Below are 14,942 nucleotides of genomic sequence, written 5' to 3' on the forward strand. Positions count from 1 at the left end.
CCGACCAGCGCCACGAGGTCGAGGCGGCCCGGTTCGCGTTCGGCCGGATCTGGCAGCGGGTGACGGCGGGGACGGGGGCGCCGTGACGGCGGAGGCGCCGCTGCGCGCGGCGGGCTGCGTGCTGTGGCGGCGGCGGCCGGACGGGACCCTGGAGATCGCCCTGGTCCATCGCCCTAAATATGACGATTGGTCCCATCCGAAGGGCAAGCTCAAGCGGGGCGAGGACGCCCTGTGGGGCGCGCTGCGCGAGGTCCGCGAGGAGACGGGCATGGAGTGCGAGCCGGGCGGGGTGCTGCCCACCGCCCGGTACGCCGTCGCCGGCCGACCGAAGGAGGTCCGCTACTGGGCGGCCCGCGCCACGGAGGGCACCTTCGTGCCGAACAGCGAGGTGGACCGGCTGCTGTGGCTGCCGCCGCGCGAGGCGAGGGAGCGCCTGACGGAGGACAGGGACAGGGAGCTGGTGGACGCGCTGCTGGCGATGATCAGCCAGGCGGAGCCAGGGCCTCCCACCGCAAGGTGACCTCGCCCTGGCGCCACCTCCGCGGGCCGTCCGTCACGGGCCAGTCCGCCCGCAGCGAGGTGACCGTACGGATCCACCGCTGGCGCGCGCCGAGCGACGCGTACGGCGCCGCCGCGGCCCACGCCCGGTCGAAGTCGCGCAGGAACGCGTGCACCGGCTCGCCCGGCACATTGCGGTGGATGAGCGCCTTGGGGAGGCGTTCGGCCAGGTCGGAGGGGGTGACCAGGGAGCCGAGGCGGGTGGCGAAGGTGACCGTGCGGGGCCCCTCCGGGCCGAGCGCCACCCAGACGTGCCGCCGCCCGATCTCGTCGCACGTGCCCTCCACGAGCAGCCCGTCCGGCGCGAGCCGTGCGCACAGCCGGGCCCAGACAGCGGCGACCTCGGCCTCGTCGTACTGGCGCAGCACGTTTGCGGCGCGGATGAGCGCAGGCCGCCGTCCGCCGTCCAGCGGCACCTCGAAGCCGCCGTGCCGGAAGGACAGCCCGTCGCGCGCGTACGGCCGGGCCGCGGCGACGCGGGCGGGCTCGATCTCGACCCCCACGACCTCGGCGTCCGCCCGCACGGTGCGCAGCCGCGCGAGCAGCTCGACCGCCGTCCAGGGGGCCGCGCCGTAGCCGAGGTCGACGGCGACGGGGTCGGCGCTGCGGCGCAGCGCGGGCCCGTGGGCGTCGGCGATCCAGCGGTCCATGCGGCGCAGCCGGTTCGGATTGGTCGTACCCCGGGTCACCGCACCGACGGGACGGCTGGGCGGAGGAGGGGTGCGAGCGGCCATGCCTTCGAGCGTAAGCGCTGCTCAGAGCCGTCCGTGCCGCGCCGGGGAAGGGCGGGAAGAGGGCTGGGTCACTCTTTGGCAAAGCGGAAATGCGACTCCGTGCCCGTGGCGTTGCACCGTTGACAAGGTGACGCACGCCCCCACCCACCTCACGCTGACGGAGGACACGCACGGTGAGCCAGTACGCATCCAGGCTCGGCGCCCGCCGCGGCCGCGCGCTCGGCACCCTCGCGGGCACCCCCCTCCGGCGCCTCGGCGCCCCCCGCAGGCCCCGCCGCATCGCGATGCTCAGCGTTCACACCTCGCCGCTCCACCAGCCCGGGACCGGCGACGCGGGCGGCATGAACGTCTACATCGTGGAGCTGGCCAAGCGGCTCGCCGCGATCAACATCGAGGTCGAGATCTTCACCCGCGCCACCACCGGCGCCCTGCCGCCCGCCGTCGAGCTGGCCCCCGGCGTCCTGGTCCGCCACATCGACGCGGGCCCGTACGAGGGCCTGGCCAAGGAGGAGCTGCCCGCGCAGCTGTGCGCCTTCACGCACGGCGTGATGCAGGTCTGGGCCGGCCACCGGCCCGGCCACTACGACCTGGTCCACTCGCACTACTGGCTCTCCGGCCATGTCGGCTGGCTCGCCGCCGAGCGCTGGGGCGTCCCTCTCGTCCACGCCATGCACACCATGGCCAAGGTCAAGAACGCGGCGCTGGCCGCCGGCGACACCCCCGAGCCGGAGACGCGTGTCATCGGCGAGACCCAGATCGTGCGCGCCGCCGACCGGCTGATCGCCAACACCGACGGCGAGGCCCGGGAGCTCGTCCACCACTACGACGCCGACCCCGGCAAGGTCGCCGTCGTCCACCCCGGCGTCAACCTCGACCGCTTCACCCCCGGCGACTCCCGCGCCGCGGCCCGGGAGCGGCTCGGCCTGCCCGCCGACGCCCTCGTGCCCCTCTTCGCCGGCCGCATCCAGCCCCTCAAGGCTCCCGACATCCTGCTGCGCGCGGTCGCGGTGCTCCTCGACCAGCGTCCCGAGCTGCGCACGCGCATCGTGGTGCCGGTCGTGGGCGGGCCCAGCGGCAGCGGCCTGGCCAAGCCCGAGGGGCTGCAGAAGCTCGCCGCGCGGCTCGGCATCGCCGACGTCGTCCGCTTCCGCCCGCCGGTCGGCCAGGAACAGCTCGCCGACTGGTACCGGGCCGCGTCCGTGCTGGTCATGCCGTCGTACAGCGAGTCCTTCGGCCTGGTCGCCGCCGAGGCCCAGGCCTGCGCCACGCCCGTGGTTGCGGCGGCCGTCGGCGGCCTGCCGGTGGCCGTGCGGGACGGCGAGAGCGGCTTCCTCGTCGACGGGCACGACCCGGCCGACTACGCCGCCGCGCTGGGCCGCTTCGCCGACGACCCCTCCCTCGCGGGGCGGATGGGCGACGCGGCGGCCCGCCACGCGCGCCACTTCGGCTGGGGCACGGCCGCGGGCGCCACCGCCGAGGTCTACACCGAAGCGATCACCGAGCGGCGGCGTCGCCTACGCTCGTCGCATGGCTGACGCGAAAACCGTTCTCGAACAGACGTTCAGTGAGGCCGGGCTCGAGTGGGAGAGCCCGGCCGACGGCACCTACGTCGTGAAGCTGCCGGGCACCCGCAAGCTGTCCACGACCGTGTCCCTGGTCGTCGGCAAGCACTCGCTGTCCGTCAACGCCTTCGTCGTGCGCCGGCCCGACGAGAACCACGAGGCGGTGCACCGCTGGCTGCTGGAGCGCAACACCCGGCTGTACGGACTGGGTTACGCCCTCGACCGGCTGGGCGACGTCTACCTCGTCGGCCGGCTGCCGCTGGCCGCCGTGACCCCGGACGAGGTCGACCGGCTCCTCGGCACGGTCCTGGAGAACGCCGACGGCAGCTTCAACACCCTGCTGGAGATGGGCTTCGCGAGTGCCATCCGCAAGGAATACGCGTGGCGCACCGCGCGCGGGGAGTCCACGCGGAACCTGGAGGCGTTCGCCCGGCTGACGGGTGATCAGCCCGACGGCGGCGGCGACGGCGGCGGCGAGCGGGCGGGCGGATCCGCCGGATCGTGACGGCGGTGCCGCCGCGGGGCGCTCCTTCCGGCGGGCCCACGGCACCGTCCGGGGTTCCGGGAGATTCTCCCGCCGTAGCGGCAGGACACCGCCACGGCGCAAGTCCGGCGGTGCCCGGACGCACCGCGGCCCGGTGCCGGACTACGCCGGCGAAGCCGCCGGGTCCGCGGCCGGGTCCGCGGCCGGGGGCCGCGTGCCTTCAGGCTCCTTCGGAGCCGTTTCCGCAGCAGCCTCGGTCGCGGGACCCGCCGCCGGAACCCGCCGCATCAGCAGCCAGTAGCCGGCGGCCGTCACCGTGCCCACCACGGCGCAGCCCGCCCACAGCGCGTCCGCGCCGAACCGGTCGATGACCGTACCGCCCGCCACGGGCGCGACCAGTGACGCCGCCGCCCACGACAGGGTGTACATGCCCTGGTAGCGGCCGCGGCCGTGCGTGGGGGAGAGCCGGGCGACTAGGCCCATCTGGATGGGCGAGTTGATGATCTCCGCCAGCGTCCACACGCACACGGTCAGCATGTAGACCGCGAGCGAGCCGGCGAAGGCGGTGAGCCCGAAGCCGTAGCCGCCGAGGAGCGCCGCGAGGACCAGCAGCAGCCGCGGGTCCCGGTGCTCCAGGAAGCGGGTGACGGGGATCTGCACGGCGACGATCAGGACGCCGTTGACGGCGATGGCCATGCCGTAGTCCTTGGTGGAGAACCCGCCGTCCGCCATCGCCACCGGCAGGGCGACCTGCGACTGCAGGAAGACCACGGCGAGGAGGAAGGACAGGCCGACCACGGCCATGTAGCGGCCGTCGCGCAGCACGGTGCCCATGCTGACCGTCGGCTCGTCACCCTTGGCCGCGTCCGCATCCGCGTCCGGCCGCGACTCGGGCAGCTTCACGAAGACCAGGATCGCGCACGCCAGCGTCATGACCGCTTCGCCCAGGAAGCCGATCAGATAGCTGTACTCGGCGACGAAGCCCGCCGCGACGGACGAGATCGCGAAGCCCAGGTTGATCGCCCAGTAGTTCAGGGCGAAGGCCCGCACCCGGTCCTCGGGCGCCACGATGTCCGCCATCATCGCCTGCACCGCCGGCCGCGAGGCGTTGCTCGCCATGCCGACGAGGAACGCGACGACCGAGATCGCCACGGGGTCGGTCATAAAGCCCAGCACGGCCACGGACACCGCGGTCGAGGCCTGCGCGATCAGCAGCGTGGGCCTGCGCCCCAGCCGGTCGGTCATCACCCCGGCGCCGATCGACGAGATGACGCTGCCCAGCCCGAGCAGCGCGCCGACGAGCCCCGCGAACGAGGCCGAGTGCCCCTGGTCGGCCGTGAGGAACATGGCCAGGAAGATGGAGACGAAGGCCCCCAGGCGGTTGACGAGAGTGGAGGCCCACAGCCACCAGAACGCCCGGGGCAGGCCCGAGACACTCTCCTTCGCGGCTCGTCTGACGCTCGCGACGGACATTCCGGATCCCCCCGATGTGTAAGTGTCGAACTCAGTAAGCGCAACTTACACACAGCGGCGGTCCGCAAGCCATCGGATTGCCGCCCGCCGTCAATCGACGCCCTCCCGGGCAGCGCGCACGGACGGGCCCACGCCGTCGATTACGCTCATGGGCATGGCCGACGCACCGTACAAGCTGATCCTCCTCCGCCACGGCGAGAGCGAGTGGAATGCGAAGAACCTGTTCACCGGCTGGGTGGACGTCAACCTGAACGAGAAGGGCGAGAAGGAGGCGGTCCGGGGCGGCGAGCTGCTCAAGGACGCCGGTCTGCTCCCCGATGTGGTCCACACCTCCCTGCAGAAGCGCGCGATCCGCACCGCGCAGCTCGCCCTGGAGTCCGCCGACCGCCACTGGATTCCGGTTCACCGCTCCTGGCGGCTGAACGAGCGCCACTACGGCGCCCTCCAGGGCAAGGACAAGGCCCAGACCCTGGCCGAGTTCGGCGAGGAGCAGTTCATGCTCTGGCGCCGCTCCTACGACACCCCGCCGCCCGCCCTCGAGGACGGCACCGAGTTCTCCCAGAGCGAGGACCCGCGCTACGCCTCCATCCCGCCGGAGCTGCGCCCGCGCACCGAGTGCCTCAAGGACGTCGTCGTCCGCATGCTGCCGTACTGGTACGACGGCATCGTCCCGGACCTGCTGGCGGGCCGTACGGTCCTGGTCGCCGCGCACGGCAACTCGCTCCGCGCGCTGGTCAAGCACCTGGACGGGATCTCCGACGCGGACATCGCGGGCCTGAACATCCCGACCGGCATCCCGCTCGCCTACGAGCTCGACGCCGACTTCCGCCCGGTCACCCCCGGCGGCACCTACCTCGACCCGGAGGCCGCCAAGGCCGCCATCGAGGCCGTGAAGAACCAGGGCAAGAAGAAGTAAGCAGCAGCGAGCAGCAGCACGACTGCGGGCCCCCTGCCGGCGCGAAAGCGCTGGTGGGGGGCTTCTTGTTGTGGCGAACGGGTCATGTGGTCACCGAATGGAGCAAGTTGACCACGGTGCGGATGCGGCCCATGGGTCTTCAGGTGAGCCTCGAAAGCAAGGAGGTAACACCATGCATTCAATCCGCTCCGCCATATGCGGTGCAGCCACCGTCGTCGCCGTCGTCGCGGCCCCCGTCGCCCCCGCCTACGCCTTCGGGGGCAGTATCGCCCCGACCATCGGCGAGGCCGTCCCCAACACGGACGGCCCCGGCCACGGCCGTCACGACAGCCACGAGGACTGCGACGACGACCACGGCCACGGTCACGGTCGCCACGACCACGACGGTCACCACGACCATGACGGCTGGGGCCACGACGGCCGTCACGACCACGATGGCTGGGGCGACCACGACGGGCGTCACGACCACGACGGTCGCCACGACCATGACGGCCGTCACGACCACGATGGCCGTCACGACCACGATGGCCGTCACGACGACCACGGGCGTCACGACGACCACGGGCGTCACGACCACGACCACGGTCGCGGTGACCACGGGCACCACGACGACCACGGCCGCGGTGACCACGGCCGCCACGACCACGACGGGCGTCACGACGACCACGGGCGTCACGACCACGACCACGGTCGCGGTGACCACGGGCACCACGACGACCACGGTCGCGGTGACCACGGTCGCCACGACGACCACGGCCGCGGTGACCACGACCACGGTCGCCCGCACCACTCCTCGCACGCGGGCGGCGGCGCCACGGCGCTCGCCTCGTCCGCGGAGACGACGGGTGCCGACGCCCCGGTCCTCATCCTGGCCGGTACCGCGACCGCAGGTCTCATCGGCGGCATGATCTGGTACCGCCGCCGGGCCGCCGGCGCCGTCAAGCAGTGACGGGGAGCGAACGGGCGTCATGTCAGAAGCGCGCGCAGGTGGCCGGAAACGCAACCGCCTGCTGACGAGGGTGGCCTGGGCAGCCTTGCTGCTCGCCCTGTGCCTGGCCGGTGGCGGCGGTGCCGCCGACGAGCCGGAAACCCAGGCGACGGGTCGCGGCGGCGTCGCCGCCAAGAGCCACCCCCGCGCGCACGGTCTGCCCCCGGCACACGAACCGTTGCCGGGGGCGGGCCCCCAGACCCTGGAGGTCAAGATCCTGGGGCTCAAGGCCCCCGTCGAGAGCCACGGCCTCGACAAGCTGGGGGGCGTCGAACTGCCCCCGTACGAACGGGCCAACGCCGTCGCCTGGTACAAGGACGGCCCCACGCCCGGCAGCCTCGGCCCCTCCGTCATCGTCGGCCACGTCGACACCGAGAAGGCCCCGGCCGTCTTCGCCGGCCTCAGCGTCCTCAAACGCGGCGCGAAGATCCACGTCACCCGTGCGGACGGCATCGTCGCCGAGTTCACCGTCGAGGACATCACCGTCGTCCCCAACGAGCCCTTCGACGCCGACAAGGTCTACGGGCCGCTCGACACCGACCGCGCCGAACTCCGCCTGATCACCTGCGGCGGCGAGTACGACCGCAAGAAGCACCTCTACAGCGCCAACATCGTCGTCACCTCGTACCTGACCGGCGCGGCACCGGCGAAGCGGCCGCCGCAGAAGCCGCAGCCCCAGCAGCCGCAGCCCCAGCAGCAGGAGCCGGCCCAGCAGCCGGGCACGGGGGCGCCGGCCACACCGGCCGCACCGGTGACCCCCACCCCCGCGGGCCCCGGCGCCGACGAGGCCGACGAGAACGACGCCGACCTCGAAGAAGAGTGACCCGCGCAGCGAGAAGACCCCCGGCCGCAGCATCGGCCGGGGGCCCGTCCCGTGGGTGACGTAGGCGGAGCGGGGCTAACCGCAGCCGCCGCCGCACTGGCACGATCCGCCGCTCTGGCATCCGCAGGAGCAGCCGGGGCCGCACGTGCAGCCTGCCTGAGTGCGTGCGGGAGGGGTCTGGGTCATGTGCGGGTACCTCCTCGAAGGTGGTTGCCTGCCCCCAGTCAAGGACCGCCCGATGCGTCCGTCAATGCCCTTCGCGTACACATGTACGGGCGCATCGAGGGCGCGTAGGAGCATATGGAGCAGGCCGCACGCTCTCTTGTACGCGCCCTCGCCCGGTGTCCTCCGCCCCGTCCCCCGGGCCCCGGCTCAGGCGTTCCCGTCCCCGCCCGCACGGCCCTCGGACTGCGTCAGCTCGTCCGCGTGCTCGCCCGTGACCAGGTAGACCACCCGCTTCGCGACCGAGACCGCGTGGTCCGCGAACCGCTCGTAGTAGCGGCCCAGCAGCGTCACGTCGACGGCCGTCTCGATGCCGTGCTTCCAGCGGTCGTCCATCAGGTGCTGGAAGAGCGTCCGGTGCAGCAGGTCCATCGCGTCGTCGTCCTGCTCCAGCTGGAGCGCCAGATCGACGTCCTTGGTGATGATCACCTCGCCGGCCTTGGCCATCAGCCGCTGCGCCAGCTGCCCCATCTCCAGGATCGTGGCGTGCAGGTCGCGCGGCACCGCCGTGTCCGGGAAGCGCAGCCGCGCCAGCTTGGCCACGTGCTGCGCGAGGTCGCCGGAGCGCTCCAGGTCGGCGCTCATGCGCAGCGAGGTGACCACGATCCGCAGATCGGTGGCGACCGGCTGCTGGCGCGCGAGCAGGGCGACGGCCCGCTCCTCCAGGTCCCGCTGGAGGTCGTCCACCTTGGCGTCCGCCGCGATCACGGACTCCGCGAGCTTGAGGTCCGCGTCGAGGATCGCCGTGGTGGCGCGCCCGATCGCGGACCCGACGAGCCGGGCCATCTCCACCAGGCCCTCGCCGATCGAATCCAGCTCCTCGTGGTACGCGTCCCGCATTGCCTGACCTTCTCTCTGCCGAGTGAAACAGTGGGCCGGAGCCGTATGGCCGCCCACACTCCCACGTTCTGGCCGGAACGCGACGGCTGCGGCGCCCTGGAGTGAACCGGTACCGACGCCGAGGTGAACTCTCGGCAACGTGTGTTCGAGGCGGCACCCATTCGGCTGTGGATGGGCCGCGGCGGCCGCATAACCTGGACTCATGAACGTGGACGCGGCCCTCGCCGCAGCGGCAGCGCTCGCCGGACTGTGCACCGGCGTTATCGCCATGCTCGCGTTCCGCTGGAGCGAGCGCGACCAGGCCCGCCCCACCCGAAGCTCCCTGCACACCGACGCCGTGCTCCCGCCCGGCGTCGACACCGTCCTGTCGGTCCTGCGCTCCTCGGCCGTCGTCCTGGACGAGGCCGACGCCGTGGTCAAGGCCAGCTCCGCCGCCTACGCCCTGGGGCTCGTGCGCGGCGGGAAGCTGTCCGTCGAGCCCATGCTGCAGATGGCCCGCGACACCCGCCGCGACGGCGAGATACGCCAGGTCGAGCTCGACCTCCCGCGGCGCGGCACCGGCCGTGGCGAGGCCCTCGCGGTCTCCGCGCGCGTCGCCCCGCTCGGCTCCCGGCTGGTCCTGCTGCTGGTGGAGGACCTCACCGAGGCCCGCCGCATCGAGGCCGTCCGCCGCGACTTCGTCGCCAACGTCAGCCACGAGCTCAAGACGCCCGTCGGCGCCCTGTCCCTGCTCTCCGAAGCCGTCATGGACGCCGCGGAGGACCCCGAGGCCGTCAACCGCTTCGCCGGCCGCATGCAGATCGAGGCCACCCGGCTCACCAACCTCGTCCAGGAGCTCATCGACCTCTCCCGGGTGCAGAACGACGACCCGCTGGAGGACTCCGAGCCCGTGCGCGTCGACGAGCTCGTCGCCGAGGCCATCGACCGCTGCCGCCACCAGGCCGGCGCCAAGCAGATCACCATGGCCTCCGGAGGCACCGCCGACCTGCACGTCTGGGGCAGCCGCGGCCAGCTCGCCGCCGCCCTCGGCAACCTCGTCGAGAACGCCGTCAACTACAGCCCCGCCCGCACCCGCGTCGGCATCGCCGCCCGGCGCATCACGGCGCCCGGCGGCGACCTGATCGAGATCGCCGTCACCGACCAGGGCATCGGCATCTCCGAGAAGGACCGCGAGCGGATCTTCGAGCGCTTCTACCGCGTGGACCCGGCGCGCTCGCGCGCCACCGGCGGCACCGGCCTCGGCCTCGCCATCGTCAAACACGTGGCCGCCTCGCACGGCGGGGAGGTCACGGTCTGGAGCGCCGAGGGCCAGGGCTCCACCTTCACCCTGCGACTTCCCGAGGCGGGCACGGTCCGTGACCGTGACCGCAACCCTCACCATCCCGTTGTCGAACACCTTCCCGCCCCGGAGGTCCTTCCGTGACCCGAGTGCTCGTGATTGGCTCTGAGACCCGACCGGAGGTCAACCCGTGACTCGAGTGCTCGTCGTAGAGGACGAGGAGTCCTTCAGCGACGCGTTGTCCTACATGCTGCGCAAGGAGGGGTTCGAGGTCGCGGTCGCGGCCACCGGGCCCGACGGGCTGGACGAATTCGAGCGCAACGGCGCCGACCTCGTCCTGCTCGACCTGATGCTGCCCGGCCTGCCCGGCACCGAGGTCTGCCGCCAGCTGCGCGGCCGCTCCAACGTGCCGGTCATCATGGTGACCGCCAAGGACAGTGAGATCGACAAGGTCGTCGGCCTGGAAATAGGAGCCGACGACTACGTCACCAAGCCCTTCTCCTCCCGCGAGCTCGTGGCCCGCATCAGAGCGGTGCTGCGCCGCCGCGGCGAGCCGGAGGAGGTGGCGCCGGCCGCCCTGGAGGCCGGCCCGGTCCGCATGGACGTCGACCGGCACGTCGTCACCGTCTCCGGCGCCAAGGTCGACCTGCCGCTGAAGGAGTTCGACCTCCTGGAGATGCTGCTGCGCAACGCGGGCCGCGTGCTCACCCGCATGCAGCTGATCGACCGGGTCTGGGGCGCGGACTACGTCGGCGACACCAAGACCCTCGACGTCCACGTCAAGCGCCTGCGCGCCAAGATCGAGCCGGACCCGGGCGCGCCGCGCTACCTGGTGACGGTGCGGGGCCTGGGCTACAAGTTCGAGCCGTAGGCCCTCCGGGCAGGCGACGAGGGGCCCCGGCTCCGCTGATCGTGCCTCGCCGCCGGGGCCTCGCCCGCCGTGGCGGCGGGCGGTTCGCTTCCGCCGCCGCGGCGATCAACCATGACGGTGCCGCCGGCGGTGCCGGGCTCGCCTTCACCCGTACGAGCGAAGGGCCCGGAAGCGTGACGCTTCCGGGCCCTCGTCGTGCTGCGTGCCGCGGCCGGTGGCTCAGCGGCCGGCGGGCTGCTGGGCGCCCTGCGAGGCCTCGCCCGTGCCCGTGCCAGGCTTCCCGCTCGGCTTGCCGGCGGCACCCGCCGGAGCGCTGGACGCCGCGCCCGAGGGCGCCGTCGAGGGCTCGCCCGGCTGGCTGGGCTGGCCGCCGGGCTTCGTGCCGCCCGGCTTCGCGGCCGGGGTCGGCGCGGCCTCGGAGGGGCCCCAGTCCTTGAAGTAGCTCGTCGCGGGGACGACGAAGGCGCCGATGCGCACCTCGCCCGTCTCGCTGAAGTCGAACGCCAGCTTCTGGTCCTCGCCGTCCTTCAGGGCCTCGCGGCCCTCCGGCAGGACGGCCGAGGCGTTGCCCTTGCCGCCCAGGAGCACCGAGCCGCCGGCCGGCACGACGAGGTCGCCGGAGCCCTTGGCCGGGCTGAGCTTGACCTTGGCGCCGTTCTTGCCGGCCAGGGTGATCCCGCGGAGGGTCTGGTCCTTGCGGCCGTTGTTGAAGACCTGGCCGGTGATCACGGCGGGGCCCTTGGCGTTCAGGTCGGGCTGCGTGATCACGTTCACGTTCTGCAGCTTGATGTCACCGACCGAGGTGGCGGCGTTGTCCGGCTTCACCTCGAGCGTCTGCGCGCTGTTGCCAGCCGCGCAGGCGGTGAGCGAGGCGATCGAGAGCACGAGGGCGGTAGCGGCGAGAGCGCCGCGTCGAAGGCTGCTGCTCACGGCGGCGGCATCTCCTTGGACGAGGTAAAGGGTGTGTCAGCGCGCTTAGGTTACCGACCCCCTCGGACGGCCCCGCACCCGACCCGCCCCCATGGTCAACTTCGCCCCTGTCCGGCCCACGGCCGAATATCGTCGCCGAGCGGCCGTGCGGATGTCCCGCGGGCACCGGTGTGGATTATCGGTGCGGAATGCGCGGGCGTGCGGAACGTGTTCCTGAATTGATCAAGTTCGCGGTGATCAATTCCCGATTCCGGTCCGTGAAGGCCGGCCCCGCCCCGAACGGAGTAGCGGAAGTCAGCCGAGCGGACCCCGGCAAAACGGGACGTTCGACCGCTCGCGAGCGCCTCTCCACGCGTGTAACGTGCCCGTTTCGCCTTGCCCGGAGAACCGCTCCCACCTGCGAATACCCGCTTCCGGAACCCTCCCGCAGCACGACGCGGTTGCTGTTGTCAAGCCCTGAGATATGCCCTGACCTGCGAAAACGCCATTCAGAACGGGGAGTTCCCGTGTTAGACTGGATAGCCACGGAAGGGGTACCTGTCACATGACGTTCAAGGTTGGCGACACCGTGGTCTATCCCCATCACGGGGCCGCGCTGATCGAGGCCATCGAAACTCGCCAGATCAAAGGCGTGGACAAGACCTACTTGGTGCTGAAGGTCGCCCAGGGTGACCTGACGGTTCGGGTGCCGGCGGACAATGCGGAGTTCGTCGGTGTGCGCGATGTGGTCGGCCAGGATGGGCTGGACCGGGTCTTCGAGGTGCTCCGCGCACCCTATGCGGAAGAGCCGACGAACTGGTCCCGTCGCTACAAGGCAAATCTCGAGAAGCTCGCGTCCGGTGACGTGATCAAGGTCGCCGAGGTCGTGCGCGACCTGTGGCGCCGCGAGCGCGAGCGCGGCCTGTCCGCCGGTGAGAAGCGCATGCTGGCCAAGGCGCGCCAGATCCTGGTGAGCGAGCTGGCCCTCGCGGAGAACACCAACGAGGACAAGGCCGAGGCCCTGCTCGACGAGGTCCTCGCGTCCTGACGCGAATGCCGGACACACCACAGGTGCCGGACGTAAAGAAGTGCCGCGGTGCCCGCGCGGTGACGCAAGTCATCCGCCGGGCGCTGCGGCATCTCTCGTTCCGGTGACGCCGGCGACCGGGGGACACCGGCGCACGCGCCGTACACGACTCGGTGTGCCGGGCCCGGGCAGCCGGCCCGACCAGCTGTCACGGAAGGGGCTGGTCGGGGCTTGCCCGGCACTCCCCCCGCTCTCCGAGCAGGGGGTACCCCCAGGCCATACCCAATCCGGCCGAGGAAGCAAACCTGAACGTGAACGCAATGTCTGATCGAGCCCCTGCCGTCACTCCTGCGCGCACCGCCGCGGTGATCCCCGCGGCCGGCCGGGGGGTCCGGCTCGGCCCGGGCGCCCCCAAGGCCCTGCGCGCCCTGGGCGGCACCCCGATGCTCGTCCACGCCGTCCGGGCGATGGCCGCCTCCCGTGCCGTCTCCCTCGTCGTCGTGGTCGCCCCGCCGGACGGCGCGGCCGAGGTCCGCGCCCTCCTCGACGACCACCCCCTCACCGGCCACGACCGCGCCGAGGTCCTCGTCGTCCCCGGCGGGGAGACCCGCCAGGAGTCCGTACGCCTCGGCCTCGCGGCCCTCCCCGCGGACGTCACCACCGTCCTCGTGCACGACGCCGCGCGCCCCCTGGTGCCCGTCGACACGGTCGACGCCGTGATCACCGCCGTCCGCGAGGGCGCCCCCGCCGTCGTCCCGGCCCTTCCGCTCGCCGACACCGTCAAGCAGGTCGAGCCGCGCACCGGCGCAGCCGCGGGCGAGCCCGAACTCGTCACCGGCACCCCCGAGCGGTCCCTGCTGCGCGCCGTCCAGACGCCCCAGGGCTTCGACCGGCGCACCCTGGACGCCGCCCACGAGAAGTTCGCCGCCCAGGAGGGCGAGGGCGCCACGGACGACGCCGGCATGGTCGAGCGCCTCGGCGCCCCCGTCGTCCTCGTGCCCGGCCACGAGGAGGCCTTCAAGGTGACCCGTCCCCTGGACCTCGTCCTCGCCGAGGCCGTACTCGCCCGCAGGAGGGCCAACGATGGCTTCTGACCGGATCCCCGCCCTGCCCCAGGTGGGCATCGGCACCGACACCCACGCCTTCGAGGAGGGCCGCGAGCTGTGGTGCGGCGGCCTCCTGTGGCCCGGTGAGACGGGCCTCGCCGGCCACTCCGACGCCGACGTCGTCGCCCACGCCGCCTGCAACGCCCTCTTCTCCGCCGCCGGCCTCGGCGACCTCGGCGCGCACTTCGGCACCGGCCGCCCCGAGTGGGCCGGCGCCTCCGGGGTCACGCTGCTGACCGAGGCCGCCCGCATCGTCCGCGAGGCCGGCTTCCTCATCGGCAACGTCGCCGTCCAGGTCGTCGGCGTCCGCCCCCGGATCGGCAAGCGCCGCGAAGAGGCCCAGAAGGTCCTCTCCGAGGCCGTCGGCGCGCCGGTGACGGTCTCCGGGGCCACGACGGACGGCCTGGGCTTCCCGGGCCGCGAGGAGGGCCTCACGGCGGTGGCGACGGCCCTGGTGGTCCGCGCCGACGCGTACTGAGCCCGGCCGGACCGTGCCGTGGGGTCAGATCGACCCCACGACCTTCCGCGGCGTGACCCGTACGACGACCCTCTCCGCGTCGTCCTTCGCCGCCGGGTTGAAGTCCGCGTAGTCCTTGCCGGTGTACTTCCGCGAGAGCTCGTTGATCAGCTCCTGGCCGCCCTCGGTGGTGATCTCGGCCGTGCCGCGGACCTCGGCGTAGGTGTACGGCGCGTTGTGCGGGTTGATCATCACCGTGACGCGCGGGTCGCGGCGCAGGTTCTTCTCCTTGCGCCGCCCGACGGTCGTGGAGATCAGCAGGTCGTCGCCGTCGTGCTTGACCCACGTGACCGTGACCTGGGGGCTGCCGTCGGGCTGGATCGTCGCGACCGTCGCGAAGACGGGGGAGTCGTCGAGGAGCTTCTTCAGGTCGTCGGAGAGCAAGGCGGCCACGGCGTGTTCCTTCCCTGGGGGGCGTGCGCGTGCGCGGTCGCGCTCACCGTATGCCGCACGCGCGGGAAACGGGCGCGTACAAGCCGGGACAAGCCGGAACGCGCCCGCAGTGGCCCAGTGGCCCAGTGGCCCGGCGTCCCGGGCGTCCGGCCCGGGAGGACCGGCCCGGCCGGACCGGCCTCCGCCGGACCCCGCCTCCGTCAGGCCCCGTCCGGCCGGCCCGCGCCCACGCGGTCGGCC

Annotated in this window: 16 protein-coding genes; 10 read left to right on the forward strand and 6 right to left on the reverse strand. The window is 72.8% G+C overall.

Annotation, left to right across the window (positions count from 1 at the left end):
- Positions 1 to 82 precede the first annotated feature (82 nt).
- A complete protein-coding gene (locus V7793_RS20790; protein WP_336008669.1) occupies positions 83 to 520 on the forward strand; it encodes an NUDIX hydrolase in 438 nt (145 codons plus the stop codon).
- On the opposite strand, the gene V7793_RS20795 is transcribed toward V7793_RS20790, so the two are convergent.
- Positions 483 to 1,292 carry a class I SAM-dependent methyltransferase gene (locus V7793_RS20795; RefSeq protein WP_336008670.1) on the reverse strand — a complete coding sequence of 270 codons (810 nt, stop codon included), beginning with the start codon at positions 1,290 to 1,292 and terminating at the stop codon, positions 483 to 485. The genes V7793_RS20790 and V7793_RS20795 overlap by 38 nt on opposite strands.
- A gap of 173 nt (positions 1,293 to 1,465) precedes the next feature.
- Between V7793_RS20795 and mshA the strand changes: the two genes are divergently transcribed.
- Positions 1,466 to 2,827 (forward strand): D-inositol-3-phosphate glycosyltransferase, encoded by a 1,362-nt coding sequence (mshA, locus tag V7793_RS20800; protein ID WP_336008672.1) that lies wholly within the window; start codon positions 1,466 to 1,468, stop codon positions 2,825 to 2,827.
- A complete protein-coding gene (locus tag V7793_RS20805; protein WP_336008674.1) occupies positions 2,820 to 3,359 on the forward strand; it encodes a YbjN domain-containing protein in 540 nt (179 codons plus the stop codon). Before mshA ends, V7793_RS20805 begins: the two co-directional genes overlap by 8 nt.
- 141 nt (positions 3,360 to 3,500) lie before the next feature.
- Here the strand turns inward: V7793_RS20805 and V7793_RS20810 are convergent, their stop codons facing one another.
- The gene (locus tag V7793_RS20810; protein ID WP_336008676.1) at positions 3,501 to 4,811 is read right to left on the reverse strand and encodes an MDR family MFS transporter; all 1,311 of its coding nucleotides are present in this window, start codon (positions 4,809 to 4,811) and stop codon (positions 3,501 to 3,503) included.
- A 154-nt stretch (positions 4,812 to 4,965) separates the two neighbouring features.
- On the opposite strand from V7793_RS20810, the gene V7793_RS20815 reads away from it, so the two are divergent.
- Positions 4,966 to 5,727 (forward strand): phosphoglyceromutase, encoded by a 762-nt coding sequence (locus tag V7793_RS20815; RefSeq protein ID WP_058047075.1) that lies wholly within the window; start codon positions 4,966 to 4,968, stop codon positions 5,725 to 5,727.
- A gap of 178 nt (positions 5,728 to 5,905) precedes the next feature.
- Here V7793_RS20815 and V7793_RS20820 read toward each other — a convergent pair whose 3' ends face one another.
- Positions 5,906 to 6,514 carry a hypothetical protein gene (locus tag V7793_RS20820; RefSeq protein WP_336008678.1) on the reverse strand — a complete coding sequence of 203 codons (609 nt, stop codon included), beginning with the start codon at positions 6,512 to 6,514 and terminating at the stop codon, positions 5,906 to 5,908.
- Between the two features lie 181 nt (positions 6,515 to 6,695).
- Between V7793_RS20820 and V7793_RS20825 the strand changes: the two genes are divergently transcribed.
- A complete protein-coding gene (locus V7793_RS20825; protein ID WP_336008680.1) occupies positions 6,696 to 7,538 on the forward strand; it encodes a class F sortase in 843 nt (280 codons plus the stop codon).
- Positions 7,539 to 7,910: 372 nt separating this feature from the next.
- Here the strand turns inward: V7793_RS20825 and phoU are convergent, their stop codons facing one another.
- A complete protein-coding gene (gene phoU, locus V7793_RS20830) occupies positions 7,911 to 8,600 on the reverse strand; it encodes a phosphate signaling complex protein PhoU (RefSeq protein WP_336008682.1) in 690 nt (229 codons plus the stop codon).
- 202 nt (positions 8,601 to 8,802) lie between these two features.
- Between phoU and V7793_RS20835 the strand changes: the two genes are divergently transcribed.
- Both V7793_RS20835 and V7793_RS20840 read left to right on the forward strand, forming a co-directional pair.
- Positions 8,803 to 10,023 (forward strand): sensor histidine kinase, encoded by a 1,221-nt coding sequence (locus V7793_RS20835; RefSeq protein ID WP_336008684.1) that lies wholly within the window; start codon positions 8,803 to 8,805, stop codon positions 10,021 to 10,023.
- Between the two features lie 46 nt (positions 10,024 to 10,069).
- Positions 10,070 to 10,750: a response regulator transcription factor gene (locus tag V7793_RS20840; protein ID WP_030367181.1), complete on the forward strand. Its 681-nt coding sequence runs from the start codon at positions 10,070 to 10,072 to the stop codon at positions 10,748 to 10,750.
- 219 nt (positions 10,751 to 10,969) lie between these two features.
- On the opposite strand, the gene V7793_RS20845 is transcribed toward V7793_RS20840, so the two are convergent.
- Positions 10,970 to 11,680: a DUF461 domain-containing protein gene (locus tag V7793_RS20845; RefSeq protein ID WP_336008687.1), complete on the reverse strand. Its 711-nt coding sequence runs from the start codon at positions 11,678 to 11,680 to the stop codon at positions 10,970 to 10,972.
- Positions 11,681 to 12,224: 544 nt separating this feature from the next.
- Here V7793_RS20845 and V7793_RS20850 point away from each other — a divergent pair.
- From V7793_RS20850 to ispF, 3 genes are all read left to right on the forward strand, one after another.
- Entirely contained in the window at positions 12,225 to 12,707 is a 483-nt protein-coding gene (locus tag V7793_RS20850; RefSeq protein ID WP_003953493.1) for a CarD family transcriptional regulator, read from the forward strand.
- A gap of 299 nt (positions 12,708 to 13,006) precedes the next feature.
- Positions 13,007 to 13,780, forward strand: coding sequence for a 2-C-methyl-D-erythritol 4-phosphate cytidylyltransferase (gene ispD, locus V7793_RS20855; RefSeq protein WP_058045736.1), 774 nt, complete (start codon positions 13,007 to 13,009; stop codon positions 13,778 to 13,780).
- On the forward strand, positions 13,770 to 14,270 hold the full coding sequence (gene ispF / locus V7793_RS20860) for a 2-C-methyl-D-erythritol 2,4-cyclodiphosphate synthase (RefSeq protein ID WP_058045737.1): 501 nt from the start codon (positions 13,770 to 13,772) through the stop codon (positions 14,268 to 14,270). The genes ispD and ispF overlap by 11 nt, the downstream gene beginning before the upstream one ends.
- A 24-nt stretch (positions 14,271 to 14,294) precedes the next feature.
- On the opposite strand, the gene V7793_RS20865 is transcribed toward ispF, so the two are convergent.
- Positions 14,295 to 14,702, reverse strand: coding sequence for a TIGR03618 family F420-dependent PPOX class oxidoreductase (locus V7793_RS20865; protein ID WP_168096969.1), 408 nt, complete (start codon positions 14,700 to 14,702; stop codon positions 14,295 to 14,297).
- Between the last annotated feature and the right edge of the window lie 240 nt (positions 14,703 to 14,942).

Origin of the sequence: Streptomyces sp. KLMMK (assembly GCF_036961605.1) — a bacterium.
In the GTDB taxonomy this organism is placed as follows: domain Bacteria; phylum Actinomycetota; class Actinomycetes; order Streptomycetales; family Streptomycetaceae; genus Streptomyces; species Streptomyces telluris.

Bases quoted from the DNA above. Each gene is read 5' to 3' on its own strand.
- V7793_RS20850 (WP_003953493.1), top strand. From the start codon at position 12,225: ATGACGTTCAAGGTTGGCGACACCGTGGTCTATCCCCATCACGGGGCC.
- phoU (WP_336008682.1), bottom strand. From the start codon at position 8,600: ATGCGGGACGCGTACCACGAGGAGCTGGATTCGATCGGCGAGGGCCTG.
- V7793_RS20810 (WP_336008676.1), bottom strand. From the start codon at position 4,811: ATGTCCGTCGCGAGCGTCAGACGAGCCGCGAAGGAGAGTGTCTCGGGC.
- V7793_RS20825 (WP_336008680.1), top strand. From the start codon at position 6,696: ATGTCAGAAGCGCGCGCAGGTGGCCGGAAACGCAACCGCCTGCTGACG.
- ispD (WP_058045736.1), top strand. From the start codon at position 13,007: ATGTCTGATCGAGCCCCTGCCGTCACTCCTGCGCGCACCGCCGCGGTG.
- V7793_RS20805 (WP_336008674.1), top strand. From the start codon at position 2,820: ATGGCTGACGCGAAAACCGTTCTCGAACAGACGTTCAGTGAGGCCGGG.
- ispF (WP_058045737.1), top strand. From the start codon at position 13,770: ATGGCTTCTGACCGGATCCCCGCCCTGCCCCAGGTGGGCATCGGCACC.
- V7793_RS20795 (WP_336008670.1), bottom strand. From the start codon at position 1,292: ATGGCCGCTCGCACCCCTCCTCCGCCCAGCCGTCCCGTCGGTGCGGTG.
- V7793_RS20835 (WP_336008684.1), top strand. From the start codon at position 8,803: ATGAACGTGGACGCGGCCCTCGCCGCAGCGGCAGCGCTCGCCGGACTG.
- V7793_RS20815 (WP_058047075.1), top strand. From the start codon at position 4,966: ATGGCCGACGCACCGTACAAGCTGATCCTCCTCCGCCACGGCGAGAGC.